General features: G+C 51.2%; 20 protein-coding genes. 5 read left to right on the top strand and 15 right to left on the bottom strand.

What is annotated here, in order from left to right; all coding sequences use genetic code 11:
* Positions 1–5 precede the first annotated feature (5 nt).
* From hemE to QWV57_RS03125, 4 genes are all read right to left on the bottom strand, one after another.
* Entirely contained in the window at positions 6–1,043 is a 1,038-nt protein-coding gene (gene hemE, locus QWV57_RS03140; protein ID WP_025038854.1) for a uroporphyrinogen decarboxylase, read from the bottom strand.
* A 204-nt stretch (positions 1,044–1,247) separates the two neighbouring features.
* On the bottom strand, positions 1,248–2,648 hold the full coding sequence (locus QWV57_RS03135; protein ID WP_060788459.1) for a hypothetical protein: 1,401 nt from the start codon (positions 2,646–2,648) through the stop codon (positions 1,248–1,250).
* Positions 2,649–2,797: 149 nt separating this feature from the next.
* The gene (locus tag QWV57_RS03130) at positions 2,798–4,012 is read right to left on the bottom strand and encodes an ABC transporter permease (protein ID WP_129446779.1); all 1,215 of its coding nucleotides are present in this window, start codon (positions 4,010–4,012) and stop codon (positions 2,798–2,800) included.
* On the bottom strand, positions 4,009–4,746 hold the full coding sequence (locus QWV57_RS03125) for an ABC transporter ATP-binding protein (protein WP_015374041.1): 738 nt from the start codon (positions 4,744–4,746) through the stop codon (positions 4,009–4,011). Before QWV57_RS03125 ends, QWV57_RS03130 begins: the two co-directional genes overlap by 4 nt.
* 465 nt (positions 4,747–5,211) lie before the next feature.
* Between QWV57_RS03125 and QWV57_RS03120 the strand changes: the two genes are divergently transcribed.
* The gene (locus QWV57_RS03120) at positions 5,212–5,634 is read left to right on the top strand and encodes an HIT family protein (RefSeq protein ID WP_014194996.1); all 423 of its coding nucleotides are present in this window, start codon (positions 5,212–5,214) and stop codon (positions 5,632–5,634) included.
* Between the two features lie 76 nt (positions 5,635–5,710).
* Here the strand turns inward: QWV57_RS03120 and QWV57_RS03115 are convergent, their stop codons facing one another.
* Positions 5,711–6,556, bottom strand: coding sequence for a peptidylprolyl isomerase (locus tag QWV57_RS03115; protein ID WP_033006718.1), 846 nt, complete (start codon positions 6,554–6,556; stop codon positions 5,711–5,713).
* 255 nt (positions 6,557–6,811) lie between these two features.
* Between QWV57_RS03115 and QWV57_RS03110 the strand changes: the two genes are divergently transcribed.
* Positions 6,812–6,901 (top strand): YjcZ family sporulation protein, encoded by a 90-nt coding sequence (locus QWV57_RS03110; RefSeq protein ID WP_021322511.1) that lies wholly within the window; start codon positions 6,812–6,814, stop codon positions 6,899–6,901.
* A gap of 142 nt (positions 6,902–7,043) precedes the next feature.
* Here QWV57_RS03110 and QWV57_RS03105 read toward each other — a convergent pair whose 3' ends face one another.
* Complete coding sequence (locus QWV57_RS03105) at positions 7,044–7,223, bottom strand: hypothetical protein (RefSeq protein ID WP_011230158.1); 180 nt, start codon at positions 7,221–7,223, stop codon at positions 7,044–7,046.
* Between the two features lie 191 nt (positions 7,224–7,414).
* Here QWV57_RS03105 and QWV57_RS03100 point away from each other — a divergent pair, with 191 nt between their 5' ends.
* Complete coding sequence (locus tag QWV57_RS03100) at positions 7,415–7,756, top strand: YhaI family protein (protein ID WP_011230157.1); 342 nt, start codon at positions 7,415–7,417, stop codon at positions 7,754–7,756.
* On the opposite strand, the gene QWV57_RS03095 is transcribed toward QWV57_RS03100, so the two are convergent.
* Positions 7,749–8,354, bottom strand: coding sequence for an HTH-type transcriptional regulator Hpr (locus QWV57_RS03095; RefSeq protein ID WP_011230156.1), 606 nt, complete (start codon positions 8,352–8,354; stop codon positions 7,749–7,751). The genes QWV57_RS03100 and QWV57_RS03095 overlap by 8 nt on opposite strands.
* Before the next feature lie 154 nt (positions 8,355–8,508).
* Between QWV57_RS03095 and yhzF the strand changes: the two genes are divergently transcribed.
* Positions 8,509–8,697: a membrane protein YhzF gene (gene yhzF, locus QWV57_RS03090; protein ID WP_013146234.1), complete on the top strand. Its 189-nt coding sequence runs from the start codon at positions 8,509–8,511 to the stop codon at positions 8,695–8,697.
* Between the two features lie 352 nt (positions 8,698–9,049).
* Here yhzF and QWV57_RS03085 read toward each other — a convergent pair whose 3' ends face one another.
* The 7 genes from QWV57_RS03085 to QWV57_RS03055 all read right to left on the bottom strand — a co-directional run bounded on the left by QWV57_RS03085 (position 9,050) and on the right by QWV57_RS03055 (position 14,554).
* The gene (locus QWV57_RS03085) at positions 9,050–9,574 is read right to left on the bottom strand and encodes a tryptophan transporter (protein WP_033005728.1); all 525 of its coding nucleotides are present in this window, start codon (positions 9,572–9,574) and stop codon (positions 9,050–9,052) included.
* A 95-nt stretch (positions 9,575–9,669) separates the two neighbouring features.
* Positions 9,670–10,752 carry a 3-phosphoserine/phosphohydroxythreonine transaminase gene (gene serC, locus QWV57_RS03080; protein ID WP_033024819.1) on the bottom strand — a complete coding sequence of 361 codons (1,083 nt, stop codon included), beginning with the start codon at positions 10,750–10,752 and terminating at the stop codon, positions 9,670–9,672.
* Positions 10,753–10,881: 129 nt separating this feature from the next.
* Positions 10,882–11,070: a sporulation YhaL family protein gene (locus QWV57_RS03075; RefSeq protein WP_011230152.1), complete on the bottom strand. Its 189-nt coding sequence runs from the start codon at positions 11,068–11,070 to the stop codon at positions 10,882–10,884.
* A 111-nt stretch (positions 11,071–11,181) separates the two neighbouring features.
* Positions 11,182–11,310 carry a hypothetical protein gene (locus tag QWV57_RS03070; RefSeq protein ID WP_013523055.1) on the bottom strand — a complete coding sequence of 43 codons (129 nt, stop codon included), beginning with the start codon at positions 11,308–11,310 and terminating at the stop codon, positions 11,182–11,184.
* 26 nt (positions 11,311–11,336) lie between these two features.
* Positions 11,337–12,314, bottom strand: a complete 978-nt coding sequence (gene yhaM / locus QWV57_RS03065) for a 3'-5' exoribonuclease YhaM (protein WP_033005724.1) — start codon at positions 12,312–12,314, stop codon at positions 11,337–11,339.
* Positions 12,315–12,432: 118 nt separating this feature from the next.
* A complete protein-coding gene (locus tag QWV57_RS03060; RefSeq protein WP_129446778.1) occupies positions 12,433–13,662 on the bottom strand; it encodes an ABC transporter permease in 1,230 nt (409 codons plus the stop codon).
* On the bottom strand, positions 13,655–14,554 hold the full coding sequence (locus QWV57_RS03055; protein WP_060788464.1) for an ABC transporter ATP-binding protein: 900 nt from the start codon (positions 14,552–14,554) through the stop codon (positions 13,655–13,657). The genes QWV57_RS03060 and QWV57_RS03055 overlap by 8 nt, the downstream gene beginning before the upstream one ends.
* Positions 14,555–14,703: 149 nt before the next feature.
* On the opposite strand from QWV57_RS03055, the gene QWV57_RS03050 reads away from it, so the two are divergent.
* The gene (locus tag QWV57_RS03050) at positions 14,704–14,889 is read left to right on the top strand and encodes a YhzD family protein (protein WP_015374028.1); all 186 of its coding nucleotides are present in this window, start codon (positions 14,704–14,706) and stop codon (positions 14,887–14,889) included.
* A 37-nt stretch (positions 14,890–14,926) separates the two neighbouring features.
* On the opposite strand, the gene QWV57_RS03045 is transcribed toward QWV57_RS03050, so the two are convergent.
* Positions 14,927–16,432 (bottom strand): coproporphyrinogen III oxidase, encoded by a 1,506-nt coding sequence (locus tag QWV57_RS03045; protein WP_129446777.1) that lies wholly within the window; start codon positions 16,430–16,432, stop codon positions 14,927–14,929.
* Positions 16,433–16,469: the final 37 nt, after the last annotated feature.

Genomic DNA, 16,469 nt, shown 5'->3' with positions numbered 1-16,469 from the left:
CTCGTTTAGTTCGTTGACGTATATTCGTGGATAAAAGCGGTCAGACGCTTCAGTGTCGCCGGCTGAACATCCGGAAAAATGCCGTGGCCTAAGTTGAAGATGTAGCCCGGCCGTTCCATCCCTTCGTCCAAAATGCGCTTCACCCGTTCTTCGATCACGTCCCACGGCGCAAGAAGCACCGCCGGATCCAAGTTGCCTTGAATCGCTTTCGCAATGCCTTGGCGGCGCGCTTCGCGAATCGACAGCCGCCAGTCAAGGCCGATGACATCAAGCGGCAAATCGTTCCACTCATGCACTAAGTGGCTGGCGCCGACGCCAAACATAATGAGCGGAGCCCCTTCTTCCCGCAAAGCGGCAAAAATGCGCGCCATCGCCGGCTTGATAAACGTCCGGTAATCGTCAGCACTAACGGCGCCAACCCAAGAATCAAAAATTTGCACAGCGCTTGCCCCTGCCCGAATTTGCGCCCGCACATAACGGATCGTCATCTCAGCGAGCTTGTCCATTAAGGCGAACCACGCTTTCGGTTCAGCATACATGAACGCTTTCGTCTTATGATAATTTTTTGACGGACCGCCTTCAATCATGTAGCTCGCCAACGTAAACGGCGCCCCGGCAAACCCGATGAGCGGCACATCCAACTGTTCGTTGACAAGGAGCCGAATCGTTTCAAACACATACGGCACATCATGTTCTGGATCAATCTCCCCAAGCCGCTCGACGTCTTGAAGCGAGCGAATCGGATTTGCGATCACCGGCCCGATGCCGCCCTGAATCTCGACGTTCACGCCAATGGCCGGCAGCGGTGTCATAATGTCTTTATATAAAATGGCGGCATCGACGCCATATTGCTCAACTGGAAGTCTCGTGACGTACGCGCAAAGCTCCGGTTGATGCGTAATTTCAAACAGCGAATATTTTTCTTTCAGCGCCCGATACTCCGGCTGCGACCGTCCGGCTTGCCGCATATACCAAACCGGCACGTACGATGTTTGTTCGCCGCGGCAGGCGCGCAAAAATGTATCATTGATCTGTCTAGCCATCTCCATCCGCCTTTCTTTCCTCACAATCCCGTCAATGGTTTCGCCTTTTTTTGCCTTCAAACATTGCCTATCTCCTTTTCACTATACAGCTTTCCGTACCCAATGTATAGAGAAGAAGGCGAACTGTCAAAAAATCGACCGATTTTTAAGTCCATGCCCATTATAGCAAAAAAGCTGCCCCGGCCGCACGGGACAGCTTTCTGTTCAGATGAGAAACATGGCGACAACGGTCGTAACCACCAAGCCGACAGCAACAGGAATGAGGTTGCGGCGCGCCAGCTCAAACGGGTCAACCCCGCAGATCGCTGCGGCTGGAATGAGCGCCCACGGAACGAGCGTGCCGCCGCCGACCCAAATGGCGGCGATTTGGCCGAGCGCCGTCAACGTTGCCGCTCCGCCGCCGATCGCTACAGAAAACAAATGGGCGATCGAACCGGCGAGCGAGATGCCGGAAAACCCGGAGCCGTCAAGACCAGTAATCGCCCCGACGATCGTAAGTGTAACCGCTCCCACCTCATTGTTCAGCGGCATCGCATGAGCCAAGGCAACCCCTAAATCGTTGACGATGCCTTGCGATGCCTGCGGCAAATAGTCGCCGATGATTTTCACAAACCCCGCATCGCCAAGATAGAAAAACGCGGCGATCGGAATAACAGGGCCGAACACTTTAAACCCGAACTGAAACCCTTCAATAAAGTAATGGGTCACTTCCGCAAAACTTTCTTGCCGATGGGCGAGAACGGAGATGAGAATCAAAATGAAAATCGCCGTCCCACCGACCAAGGCGGTCGCTTCCCCGCCTTGCAACCGCAAATAAAACATCGCGATGACATCAAGGGCGAACAAAATCGGAATCAACAGCGCAAGCCATTTTTTCGTTTGTCCCGTCAGGAAATGACTTGTTTTTTCCAGCGTCGAATCGACCGTTGCAGCCATTTCCGCCTCCCCGCTTGCCAGTCGCCCTCGCTTCATGTCACGGCGCAGCAAGTAAAACGCCGTGACCGTTGTGACGGCCCCCATGACAAAAACAAGCGGCACACTGGCAGCGATGACATCGCCGACCGGCAGCCCGGCGGCATCGGCCGTTAATTTCGGCGCCCCTTGGATGATAAAATCGCCGGAAAGCGCGATGCCATGCCCGAACAAGTTCATCGCCATCGCCACTCCCAACGCCGGCAAGCCCACTCGGACCGCTGCCGGCAACAGAACTGCCCCCATGAGAGCAACAGCCGGAGACGGCCAGAAAAACCAAGAAATGATCATCATCAAAATTCCGATCGTCCAATACGCCCAAGCCGGCGTACGGATGAAACGGACAAACGGCGAAACCATGACATCATTGATGCCGGTGGCCGACAACACTTTGCTCATCGCCACAATAATAGAGATGACTAAAATCGTCGGCAATAGCTCCGTAATCGCGTAAATAAAGCTGTTAAACACTCCGCTGACCGCCGCGCTCAACGAATGGGTAGCGACCGCCGCCAATAAAAAGATGCCGGCAATGCAAATGAGCGATGTATCTTTGCGGGCGACCATAAACCCAATAATGAGCACGATGAACAGCAAGTAAATCCAGTGCAACGCTACAAGCTCTACACCCATGATTCATTCCCCTTTCTTCCCGACTTCCAGCCTGACCGCCGGACATGCGCCCAGGCCAGTGTACTACAGCATATGAAGCGGGAAAAAAGGTGTGAAAGCTTTGGCCATCCATTGAAGAATGAAAAACGCCGGCGCCAGCGCAAACAGCGCTAGCGTCCGGCTTTCTGCCCACGCTGCAGGCGCACGTACCGCCCTGCCGTCCAAAGCCCCCATATATTTCCGCCAAGCCAAGTGGCGAGCCAAAGAAGGCGCGGGGAAACAGCCAACAGTACGAGATGGAATATCGTATTTTGCCCAATCAGCAGAATGGAAAGCAACCGAACCGCCGCAGCATCCGGTTGCGCCTGCGGCAACGGGTACAGCCGCGGCCATAGCAAATAGCGATGATGGGAAGGCAGCGCGGCCAATTGAACAGCGGTCGCGTAAAGAAACAAAAATGCGATGCCCGCCCGCCCGTATTGGTGATCGATCACAGCCAGCATGACGCCTCCGATCGCAGTGAGGCGGACATATAGACCAGCATACCCGCCGGCGCGCAAAAACGTGCGGGCATACAAATGAAAAAACACATGCCGCTCGTCGTACGGTATCAAAGCGAGCAGCGGATCAAGCCAGCGCCGCCGCTTCGCCGCCTCCCGCCATTCCGGAACGTCGGTAAACAAGTTGGCCAACCGGTAAAACGCCGTGGCCGCTCGCTGTTCTTCCGCGATGATCCGTTCCCATTTCCATGTTTTACCTCTGACCAATCTTGACAAACAGATGGACAGAACAACCATCAAACCGACCAAAACGACGAAAAATGGCCATGGGGCCGCAACCAGCACCAAATAAACGAACACCGCCGCTAGGCTGAAACGGGTAAATGCGCCAAAGCGATGAAAAGACGGATCGGCGATGTAGCTTCCTTGCCAACTGGCCCATAAGCTCCATCCTTTGAAGCAGAAAAGACCGAACAAAAAAAGCGGCCATGACACCGGGGAAAAGCGAGCATGCAGTGGACCCGCCAACAGCAAAAGCAAAGAAAGGCCGTACGCCTGCCATAACCATGAGACGAAAAACGCCCGCTGAATATACGGACCCAGCCGTTCTTCCGCCGGCAACAAAAACACCGCATCCGCCTCGCGGAACAAGGTGCGCACTGATCCAGCAGCCGCCGCCCAGCCGAACACGACCGCCGCAATAGCCGGATACGGAAACGAGTCAGGAAGCGCCGCCGCAAAGCGCTCGTACATCACCGCTATGCCGCCAAGCACAATGATCAAACCGACGAGCAAATGGTCGTTGAACATATAGCGCAAGTAGCGGATCCGTTTTCGCCATTCCGCTTGGAAACGCTGCTTCCAAAGACGGCGGGCGTCAATCATGGCGCATCGTCCTTTGTCAATTCGACGTACAGTTCATCAAGCGACGCCCCCCAGAGCCCGAACTGGCGGCGAATGTCATCGAGCGTCCCTTTGGCTTTGACGCGGCCGTTGTGCAAAATCACAAATGAGTCGCAATACCGCTCTGCCGTCGCTAAAATGTGCGTCGACAGCAAAATGCCCGCCCCCTTCTCTTTCTGTTCATTCATTCGCTCAAGCAGGGCGTGAATGGCAAGCGGATCGAGGCCGAGAAACGGCTCATCGATGATATAAAGCGGCGGTTCAAGCAAAAAGGCGCATACAATCATGACTTTTTGCTTCATTCCTTTCGAAAAATGAGCCGGAAACGAGGAAAGCCGCCGCTCCAATCGAAACTCGCGAAGCAGCGGCGGAAGGCGGCGTTCATACTCTGCTTCGCTCAACCCGTACGCCATCGCCGCTAGACGCAAATGTTCCTCAAGCGTCAATTCTTCATACAACACCGGCGTTTCCGGGATATAAGCAAACTGCCTTCGATACGTTTCCCGCCCGTCCGCAAGCCGATAGCCGTTAATGGAAATCGCGCCGCGGCGCGGTTCCATCAAGCCGATAATATGTTTGATCGTCGTGCTTTTGCCGGCTCCATTCAGGCCGATCAAGGCGACCATTTCGCCGCGGTCGACCGCAAACGTCACGTCTTCAAGCACGTTTTGCGCCGTGTAGCCTCCGGATAGATCCTTCACTTCTAAAAGCGTCATCGTCCGCTCCCTTTCCGTTCTGGCCTTTGTCCCCATTGTACCAAACGATAGCCTCGCTTACCAAAAAAGATCACACCGTTCTTTTGCATAAACTCACTCAAGCCGGGCATGATAAATAGCGAAGAGGGGATGAGGAATCAAAAAGTTGATGAACGATCCATCCGAAATGGGGTGTTCGTCAAAGACACCGTTGTGAGCCGCAAAACGTTGTAAACGTTCCTAGGAAGCGACCATCGCATTCGTTGCTGGGAAGCAACGAGCCTGTCCAAAGGGGATGGTCACGTTGAACAAAGGAAGCGCTCACGCCGAACCAATTTTTGCTGCAAATGGGGTGTTCATCAAACGCACATTTGCTTGAATCATCCTCTCCCCTTTTCACCAACTGGGATGTAACCTGCGTTGCGGGATTACATCCCGGTTTTTTTATGGTAAAATGAAGAAAATAGGAAGGAAAGGGTGACCACAGTGAGCGATTGCATTTTTTGCAAAATCATTAACGGCGAATTGCCTGCGGCGAAAGTGTACGAAGACGACCATGTGCTCGCGTTTTTGGACATCAGCCAAGTGACAAAAGGGCATACGCTTGTCATCCCGAAAGTACATACGGAAAACATTTTCACCCTCACGTCGGAGGCGGCCGGCCAACTGTTTCGCGCAGTGCCGACGATTGCCAATGCACTCAGGCGAGCATTTTCCCCGGTCGGGCTCAACTTACTGAACAACAATGGCGAGCAAGCGGGGCAGACGGTGTTCCATTACCATCTTCACCTCATTCCACGCTACGGCAAAGGGGATGGGTTTGGCGCGGTCTGGAAGTCGCATGCAAGCGACTATACGCCCGCTGACCTGCAGGCGATCGCGGCCGCCATTCGCGAGCAGCTCGGCTGATCTCCCGTTGTTGAACAGCAGAAAGGTCAAGCCCACAAATAAAAAAACGGAAGCAGGGATGTTCTGCTTCCGTTTTTTACTGTTTTCCTTGCTGCTCGATCACATCTTGCAAATCTTTGTCTTTGATCTCAACACCGGCATCTTTCACCAATTTGTCCACTTTTGACTGCATCGTCGTAGGATCAAGCTTGTTCCGTTTGACTTCAAACGCAATTTCGTCTTTCATTTCGTTGAACGACTTTTTCTTTTCTTTGTCCGTCACTTTAATGATATGGTAGCCGTAATCCGTTTTCACCGGATCGCTCACTTCGCCGACTTTCAGCTTATAGGCGGCTTCTTCAAACTCCTTGACCATTTTCCCTGGGCCAAACCAGCCTAAATCGCCGCCGTTGGACGCCGAGCCTGGATCTTGGGAGTATTCTTTGGCCAACTTGGCGAAATCCTCGCCTTTATCAAGCTTCGCCTTTACTTCTTTTGCTGTTTTTTCATCTTTGACCAAAATATGGCTGGCACGAATTTTCGGTTTGTAGTTGTCATAATACTCCTTCAGCTCTTTCTCCGTCACTTTTATGTCTTCAACGGCCGCTTTCGTCCGCAGCAAATCGAGCTTGACCATTTCGCGGATCACTTTTTCTCCGTTCTGCTGCACGGCCAAATCATATTGCGTTCCATACGCCTCCTTGATTCGTTCGATTTCGCGGTCGATCTCTTCATCGGTTACCTTGTATTTTTTGCTCAACACTTTTTCGTCAATCAAATCACGAAGGACGGATTTGCCGACGCGCTCTTTCATCTCATTATAAAATTCGTCTTTCGTAATATTGCCGTTTTTCGTTTCCACAATCGCTTCCGAACCGTCGTTGCTGCAGGCCGACAAAGCCATGAGCGAAACGACGGCAGCGGCCATCATCCATTTTTTCATTCGCTTCACAACTCCTACATCTTTTTTCGATTGAATGTTCCCACGCTTTCAAGCGGCGCAGATCGAATGGCGCCCAAGCGCGCCCAAGAAACAACATGCTCGCCTCTTCAGCCACGACAATAACTATACCATATTTCCAACGAAAAAAAAACCTCTTTCCGCTTTAGTCATCCGCCCATAACATGCACGCTTGCCATACATATGATGAGGATGAAGCGCTCGACAGGCTTCTTCTTGCCGAAAGGGGGTGTTACGATGAGCGCACCTTATTCCGGAGGCTTTGCGTTGATTGTTGTGCTGTTTATTTTGCTAATCATTGTCGGCTGCGCCTGCGTCATCTACTAAACGAAAGAGGGTGCTCCCGCAAAAGGAGCACCCTTTTTTTGCCGCCTTCCTTGAAACGAAGGGAGAGGCAACGACAATGGAACTCGCTCCATCAAAAGGAAAACATAACAATCCCCGCATCAACCGTTAGAAGAGAGAAAAGTTATGTAAACAACACTTCAAAGTAAGAAGAGATTAATAAAATCGTAATAAGGACATTGATCGTGCGAAAAACCGCCGGCTGCTGCTCCTCCGGGATGTCACGCTGCGCGCAAAGCGAGTGTGTGAGCTGGTTGATAAAAAATAAGACCGTAACCGCCAGGAGGATGAAATAAAGCACCAAAACTGTTCCCCTCCTCTTTGATTCTTCGCCAAACGCCGCCCATGGCTTTAACTTTACATCGTTCATGGCGGGAAATCAATCATTTTTCTTTTTCCGGACACAAACCGATTTTTCTATTGGTGAATGCGCACAAATTCGGTAAAATATACGTAAAAACGGTCACATTTTCGTCACCAAAAGGAGCACGATATATGGAATCGTTGGAAAAGCGAGTGGCCAAGCTGGAATTTCACCAGTCTCTGCTGATGGAAATGATCGACGAAACGAAAAAACCATTTTATTCCCTCATCATCCGCGCGGATTTGACCAAAGAAGAAGTCGACGCCTTCTTGGCGTTTTGCCAAGAGCTTGCCGACCAATACGAACAGCAAAAAGCGGAAGGGTTGACGATTTTCACTCCCCTGCTCGTGCAGTTTGCTGGGATGCTTCATCCGAACCTTCCGCTGGAACAGACAGTTGACGCTCTTTTGGCCCAACAAATGTTTGTCCCGCTGATGACCGAGCTGAAAACGCTCATTCGCACCATCAGTTAGCCTGGCTGGCCAATTCTTTCTCGTGCTCTTCCGTTTTCGGCTTTCGCTTGACAAGTTTGCCGTCCTGCTCGATAAAGTCTTCTTTAATGTTTTCAAACGCCCGCTCAAAAATTTCCATGAAATCATCGCCATAAATATTGCGGACGATGCACATCATTTCTAAAATTTCTGGAAACTTTCCGTACAACTCGCGCAACGGCAACGCCCCATTGAAAACGGCATTTTTCGTCGGGTCATACGTCTCCATCAGCTTCATCAACACTTCTTCGCCTTTTTCCGTCAACTCAATGTACGTATTGCGCTTGTCATCCTGTTTTTTGGAAAACGAAAGCAATCCTTTTTCTTCTAATTTCTTTGAGAAGTTGAACGCCGTCGACACATGCATCACACCGAACTTGGCGATTTCCGAAATCGAGGCCCCTTTGAAGTGGTAGGCGATCCATAAAATGTGATGTTCGTTAATGTTCAAGTCAAACGGCTTGATCCACCGTTGCCAATCTTTTTCAATGGATTTCCATAGCGCTTTGCTCAGCTGGGCAATTCGTTGGCTGAATAACATCGCCTCTTTGATGGAATAATGCTGTTCTGTCGCTTTCATCGTTCCACCCACTCTTCCCTCACCGTATTTTTTACTCTCCATTATATCAATAAAACAAAAAGGAATAAAGACAAAAGTATTTATTTTTATGATTTTTTTTGCATATTCATAGTAGTAAGCATAAGGCGCTTAGCGCATACAGGAGGAGAATGCCATGGTGTATATACAATGGCTGCTTATCGCTGTCGGATTCTTATTTTTCTGTCTTTTTATAAACGCATTTTTCGCCTTATGGAAAGCGCGGGCGTACCCGCCGAAAGCATTGCTGAAAGAACGGACTTTGCGCTATATTGGAATAGCGTTCATTTGCTTGCTCACCGCTTGGCTTCTCAGCTATGTCTAATACGCGTTAAAAACAAATGGAGCATAACACGAGTGTTGATGATCCATTATTTTACTAAAAGCACAGAATCATTTGACTGAACACAAGCTTTTCTGCCTCTTCCCTCGAACAAGAACGCCGGCGGGCAAATGTCATTTGCCCGCAAAGCGTTCATTGTTCGAGGAAGGCATGCGTACAGCATGCCCAGTCGGCAAGCGGTTCGCTTGCCGACTACGGCAGAAAAAGCTGATAATAGAGCGATTTCAACTGGTTTTTAATGGTTAATCAACACGCCTGAGAGCATAAGTATTTTTTTCCTACTCTCTCTTTGATAGCAAAAAACCCGACCAGCCATGATCGGGTTTTTTGCCGTTTACACGTGTGCTGTGACGTTCATCCGCCGGAAAATGGACGCCGCAATCGGATAGATAATGGCCATGGCCACCGCATTTAACGCCGCGGTTGGCAGCACAATCGTGACAAACAGCGCAGAAAAGGTCGTTCCACCCGGCAACCCAACAATAAGGAGCGCCGCGGTTAAAAACACCGCCCCGGAAATGACGGTGCCGACAGCCGCCAGCACTGAAGCCCCAATGACCGTTTGGCTGTATGCTTTCATCAAAGTCGCTAGGGCAAACACGACAAAGGCGGTGATGATCTTATCGATCATATTCGGCAGCTGTCCGCCCGGGAACGTCGTCGTCATGGCTGAGATCAAGCCAGTGACGACGCCGACAAGGCCGACCGCTTTGACGTTCGGAAAAAGCAAAATCGCCAAAAACATCATCGCCAGCATCATATCCGGCTTCATTCCGAAAAACAACCCCGGAATGACCGCGTGCAACACGGCTCCGATTCCGACTAACAGCGCCATCGATACTAATGCTCTCACATTCATGCTCATCTCTCCTCATCTCTCCTCGTCTATATCTTTTGCTCGAGAATTTTTCTATCATTATATCACTTTGCAGTGTAAAAGTGAAGAAGAAATTTTCAGGCAAAACGGCGGCGGAACTCGTTCATGAACGACGCGAGCGCTTCGCACGCCTCAAGCGGCACCGCGTTGTAAATCGACGCCCTGCAGCCGCCGACCGATCGGTGCCCGCCGAGCCCGACAAACCCGCGTTCTTTCGCCTCGGCGAGGAACGTTCTCGTCAGCTCCTCATTTGGAAGCGTAAAGGTGACGTTCATGAGCGAACGGCTCCCCTTTTCGGCGTGCGGTTTGTAAAAGCCGCCGCTTTCATCAATCGCCTCATACAGCACGGCTGCCTTTTGCTGGCTGCGCTCTTCCATCGCCGCCACACCGCCTTGCTCTTCGACCCATTCGAGCACGAGCGACAGCATGTAAATCGCAAACGTCGGCGGCGTGTTGTACAGCGAATTGCTCTTCTGGTGCGTCCGGTAATCAAGCATCGTCGGCAGCCCGTCCGGAATGCGCTCAAGCAAATCGTTGCGGAGAATGACAACCGTGACTCCTGACGGGCCGAGATTTTTCTGCGCCCCGGCGTAAATGAGGGCAAATTGACTGACATCGAACGGACGGCTTAAAATATCGCTCGACATATCCGCGACCAAGTCAACCGGCGTGTTCGGAAATTCCTTCCATTGAGTGCCGAAGATCGTGTTGTTTGACGTAATATGGACATAGGCGGCGTTTTTCGGCCATTGGACGTCATCAAGCGGCGGAATGTATGTGTAGTTCGCTTCTTTGCTCGAAGCGACGACCGTTGTCAAACCGATTTTTTGCGCTTCTTTCAGCGCTTTCTCCGACCACGCCCCGGTCAGCACATAACAGCCGATTTTCCCTTCCGTGAGGAGGTTCATCGGCACCATGGAAAACTGCAGGCTCGCCCCGCCTTGCAAAAATAAAATGTCATATCCGTCCGGCACATTTAGAAGCCGCTTGAGCCGCTCTTTCGCCGCATTATGGACAGCCTCGTATTCCTTGCTTCGGTGGCTTAATTCCATCACCGACATGCCGGTGTTTTGAAAATTAAGGAGCTCTTTTTGCGCCCGCTCAAGCACCGGAAGCGGCAGCGCTGACGGGCCGGCGTTGAAGTTGTACGCGCGTTTCATTGTCATCCCTCACTTTGCCTCCTGGTAGTCCATTGATATTATTATCCTAACACGATTCGCAAAAAAAGAAAGAGAATTTTTCGAAAAAAACGCTTTCAAATGAAATCTTCCAAAAAAAGAAAGTCCCTGCTATTGCAAGGACTTCGCTTGTTTCCGCCGCTCGCGCTCCTTTCGGATGCGCTCCATGTAAATCTCCCCTTCTTTTTCAATAAATGCTTCGTCAATTTCCCGCTCGCGCGCCGCCGTTTTTACGGTCATATAGCCGCTGAAAATAATACCGGCAACAACCAAATACACCCACCAAGGCAAACTGAGCATCGCCATTCCCCCTTGTATGCTTGTCTTGTCTTAGTACACTATACGCGCAACAAGGGGGCAGTATGCATGGAGAAAGAGGCGGGAAAGCCGCCTCTTTCTTAGGGACAACGCTTATGCTTCGTTTCGCTTCTTCTTTGTTTTCTTCTTCGCTTTCTTCCACTGTCGGCGCAGCTCGTTCAACTCTTCTTTCGCCTGTTCATACTGAGCCGTCGGGACGATTTCAATGATCGGTTCGATCATGATCCATCCCTCCCTTGGTCCGCCCCTTACTCTTTACTACCCGCGTTTTTTGGCTTTGAAACAGACAAAAACGCCGGTTTGTAAAACGAGCGGTTGTCAAGGGCAAAGACGCGTTCAGTGAATTCACCTGGTTTCACTTTCTCAAGCGCGCGGTCGATCATCGTAATTTTCGCATCCAAATTGTCAATGTAATGAAGCACCTCGGCTTCTTTGACAAGCGGCGGCTTCGGGCTGCCCCATTCCGCCTTGCCATGATGCGCGAGCACAAGATGCTGCAAAATGACAACTTCTTCACCTTGAATGCCGAGCTGTTCCGCCGCCTTGCTGATCTCGCTCACCATGATCGAAATGTGTCCGAGCAAATTCCCTTCAAGCGTATACGCCGTCGATACCGGACCAGATAATTCCATCACTTTGCCAAGGTCATGCAAAATGACGCCGGCATAAAGCAAGTCTTTATTGAGCGACGGATAGAGATGGACGAGCGCCTTGGCGAGTTCAAGCATCGACACGACATGATACGCCAGTCCGGAGATGAATTCATGATGGTTTTTCGTCGCCGCTGGGTACTCAAAAAACGCCTTTTCGTATTTTTTCAACAAATAGCGGGTAATGCGCTGGATGTTTGGATTTTCCATCGCAAATATGTATTCCATCACTTTCGCCTTCATTTCCTCGCGCCCGAGCGGAGCCGTCTCCAAAAAGTCATCGATGCGCACCGCATCGCCCGGATGAGCAGGACGGATCGAACGGATGCGCAACTGCAATTTGCCGCGGTAGTTATGGATGTCTCCCGCCACTTTGACGATGCACTCCGGCACATACCGCTCTTCGTCATCCGGCGAGACATCCCACAGTTTGGCTTCAATGTCGCCGCTTTTATCTTGCAAAATCAACGTCAAGAACGGCTTGCCGTTGCTGGCGATGCCTTTCGTTGCGGATTTGATGAGCAAAAAGAGATCAACTTGTTCCCCAACCTCATAATGGATGATGCCTTTCGCCACTTCGTTCTCCTCCGTTTCTCTGTACGTACTTTCTAGTATATCATAACGGGCAAAGGGCAAAAAGAAAGCCTTGCCGAAACGGCAAGGGAACATTAGCCCAAACGTCCCGTCACGCTGTTTATTTTTTTGTCAGCTGGATGGCCTGTTTTATATCCTTGAAAATGTTCATTCGTCCATACATCAGCACGCCGCCTCGATACACTTTGGCGCCAAAATAGATCAGCAAAACAATCGTCGCCACCAAAAGCACAAGGCAAAGCGCCACTTCCCACCCCGGCACGGACACGAGGCCGATGCGCAAAAACATGAGCATCGGCGCGAAAAAAGGAACGAACGAAGCGCCGGTCACGAACGCCGACTCTGGGGCATTCAAGCCAAACATCGCGATCATAAAGGCAGCGACAACCAACATCATGACCGGCGTAATCGCCGGCTGCACGTCCTCAACCCGGCTGACGAGCGAACCGAGCACGGCAAACAGCACCGCGTACAAGAGGTAACCGAGCAAGAAAAAAACGAGTGCATACACAAAGATCGAGGCCGGCAGGTGGTCCAATCCGAGGAAACGCCACACTTCCTGCCCGCTCGTTTTTAACGCGGCGAACGCAACGGCGAAAAACACGAAAAATTGCGTCAAGCTGACAAGCGCAACGCCGATGATTTTGCCAAACAGCTGTTGGACCGGCGGGACGCTTGACACTAAAATTTCCATCACGCGCGACGATTTTTCCGTCGCCACCTCCGTCGCGATCATGCCGCCATACATCAAAACGAACATATACATCGCGAAAAGAAGGACATAAACAAGAGCGCGCGCTTGGTTCAACTCCTCTTCCGTCTTCGCGTTTTTTTCCAATGCCACCTTTTGGAACGGAACAGGTTTGTAAAGCTCCGCCATTTGTTCATCCGTCAGGCCAAGCTTAGCGGCTGAAAGCGCTGTTTTCAGCTGGCTCAGCGCTCGTTCCAGCTCCTCAGGCGTCTGATTGTCCACAATCGTATTGGCATAATACACCGCTTCCGGCAATCCTTCCGCATCCCTGGACAATACGAGCAATCCGTCCCATTTGCCTTCTTTGACTGCTTCTTTCGCTTCGTTTTCCATATCCGTAATTTTTGTCAACGCGATTTGATTATGGTTTGCCTGCTTCTCAAGCGGACCGTACAAAGATCCCGTGCGGTCAATGACCGCGACATGAGGCTTTTCATCACCGGTGAAAAACTCAATGATCGGCTGAATGTTGGCCACCCCGATGATCAACAGGCAAGTGATGGCAGTGGTCACCAAAAATGCTTTCGCCTTCAGCTTCGTCTGATACGTATGTACCGCCACAAGGAAAAACTTATTCATACGCCGCACCTACTTTTTCAATAAAGATATCATTCAGAGACGGTTCCTCCAAGGCAAACAGACGAACCGCGAATTTTCCTGCTATATGACCGAGTATCGCTTGTGCCGTCTCCTCATTGGCGATTTGCAGCCGCACCCCTTCCGCCGTCCTCTTCCACTGCAAAACGCCAGGAAACCGCGCCAATTCTTCAAACGGCCCGTCGCCTTGAATAACAAGTATTTGTTTGCCAAACGAGCGTTTCAGTTCACGCAGCGCTCCAGCCACCACCGCGCGGCCGCGGCGCAAAATGCAGACATGTTCGCACAGCTCTTCCACATGTTCCATCCGATGACTCGAGAAGACAATGGTCGTGCCGTTCCGTTTTAAATCAAGCACCGCTTCTTTCAACAGTTCAACATTCACCGGATCAAGACCGCTGAATGGCTCATCCAAGATTAATAGCTTCGGTCGATGAAGCACAGCAGCGATAAACTGGATTTTTTGCTGGTTGCCTTTCGACAGCTCCTCCACCCGCTTGTGGGCGTAATCGCGGATATGGAAGCGCTCGAGCCAGCGGTCGATTTCCGGAAGAAGATCCGTCTTTTTCATTCCGCGCAACCGCCCTAAATACAGAAGCTGCTCTTGCACTTTCAGCTTCGGGTACAACCCGCGCTCTTCCGGCAAATAGCCGATCAGATGGCTTTTCGAGTCATCAATTGGTTCGCCTTGCCAACGGATCACCCCTTCCGTCGGGAGCAGAAGGCCTAAAATCATGCGAAAGGTCGTCGTTTTTCCCGCTCCGTTCGCCCCAAGCAATCCGAACATCTCCCCTTCTGGAACCGTCAACGTTAAATGGTCGACGGCCGTCGCCTGACCAAACCGTTTCGTCACCTCAATGATCTCTAAACTCATCCACATTCCCCCAACGTAAAACAAATTTTCCACCCACATTATTAAAACGTACAATCTTAAAAAAAGTTTCAGATAAAAGCAGGAATTTGTCGATTCAACCTCTAAATGAAAGAGAAATGAATGATGATTCAGCGAAAGGAGATGGTGACATGCCGACGTATACGTTGACCGCGTTTGAGCGCGACGGGGAAAAATTGCTCGATGAAACGTTTGAAGCCGCCAATGATGAAGAAGCGAAAAAAATCGGTGAACAAAAGCTGCGCGAGCGCGGCTGTTGGGACAAAACACACCGTTGCGTCAATGCCAGCGGCAAGCTCATTTTATTTCACCGCTAATCAAAACACCCCGGGGTTGTTCCCGGGATGTTGTTATTTATCCAAATATTTCCTTTAATATATTGATTTTCTCTTCCGTATATTCGGCGAAATGCTCGTTGTACACTTTCGGCTCTTTTGGGTTCGCCTGGCGGGTGATTTTCCGCGTTTTCGGATCAACGAATTTGCTTGATGCCCCGCAGCCAAGGCCGATGATCGACTGTTGCTCTTCCATAATCATGATGTTGTAGATGCTCTCATTCCCCGGCAGCGCGTAGCCGACGTTTTCAAGGTTGCCGAGAATGTTTTTTTGTCGATACAAATAGTAAGGGACATAACCGTGTTCCTTTGTCCATTCTTGGGCCGCCTTCATCATCGCCTGCACTTCCTCGCGGCTGGCGACTTTGTACTTTTGTTTGTTCTTTGTCATTTCCGACGCCCGCTTGAACGACAGCGTATGAACGGTCAGCGACTCGGGCAGAAGCCGTTCCGTCTGTTCAAGCGTATACACAAACTCCGGCAGCCCCTCGCCCGGCAGTCCGATGATTAAGTCCATGTTGATGTTGTTCATCCCCATCTGCCGCGCCAAGTGGAACTTCTCAATCGTTTCTTCAACGGTATGATGGCGCCCGATCGCTTTTAACGTCTCCTGAATGTAGGATTGCGGGTTAATGCTGATGCGGTCGATCCGCCATTTTTTCAACACTTCGAGCTTCTCCGGCGTAATCGTATCCGGACGCCCGGCTTCGACCGTGATTTCGCGGACGCGGTCGACGTCTGGAAATACGTCATACATATGAGCGTACAGCCGGTCCATCTCGTCGGCCGTAATGCTCGTCGGCGTCCCGCCGCCGTAGTAAATCGTTGTGATGCGGATGCCGCGCTCGCGCAAAAAGCGGCCGACCGCCTCCATTTCGTAATGAAGGCCGGCCAAAAAGGCGTCGACCGACCCTTGGCGGCCGTTGATGGCGTACGCCGGAAATGTGCAATAGGCGCATTTCGTTGGGCAAAATGGAATGCCGATATAGATGCTCACTTCGTGGGCCAAATCGTACAAATCCGGCACGACCGTGAGCTGGCGGTCCACGATCGCTTGCATCAATTCGATTTTTTCGTTTGTCACTAAATACTCTTCAGCCAGCTTCCGGTGCGCCTCTTCTTTCGAAAGGCCTGAGCGCAAAAGCTGATGAAGCAGCTTGACCGGACGCACGCCGGTCAGCACGCCCCACGGCTGAATGAGGCCGGTAGAACGCTCAAGCAACGTCAAATAGACATGCAAAACGGCGTTTTTCAGCTGTTTTTCGTACGTTTTCCCGTCAGCATCCGCCGGCGTGCTGCATTCATGACGCGCTTCCTCCACGCGCCCGGACGTCTTGTCGAGAAGCGTCCCAGAAACAGCGATGCACCCGTCTTCCTTGACGGAAAACATAGCGGCCATATCGGCCTCGGGAAGCGGCGCGAACGACAGCTCCGGCGCTTCGAAGAACAGCTCGGTCATCACTTCGAGCGGGCGCTGAAACCGTTCCGGATGCGGCAGTCCTTGAATTTCGATCCGCACGTTCATCACCTTTTCTTTCAAACTTCTTTCAGTGTACTGAACG

It is taken from the genome of Geobacillus zalihae (assembly GCF_030414215.1).
GTDB lineage: Bacteria > Bacillota > Bacilli > Bacillales > Anoxybacillaceae > Geobacillus > Geobacillus zalihae.
This window is presented reverse-complemented; position numbering and strand designations above follow the sequence as displayed.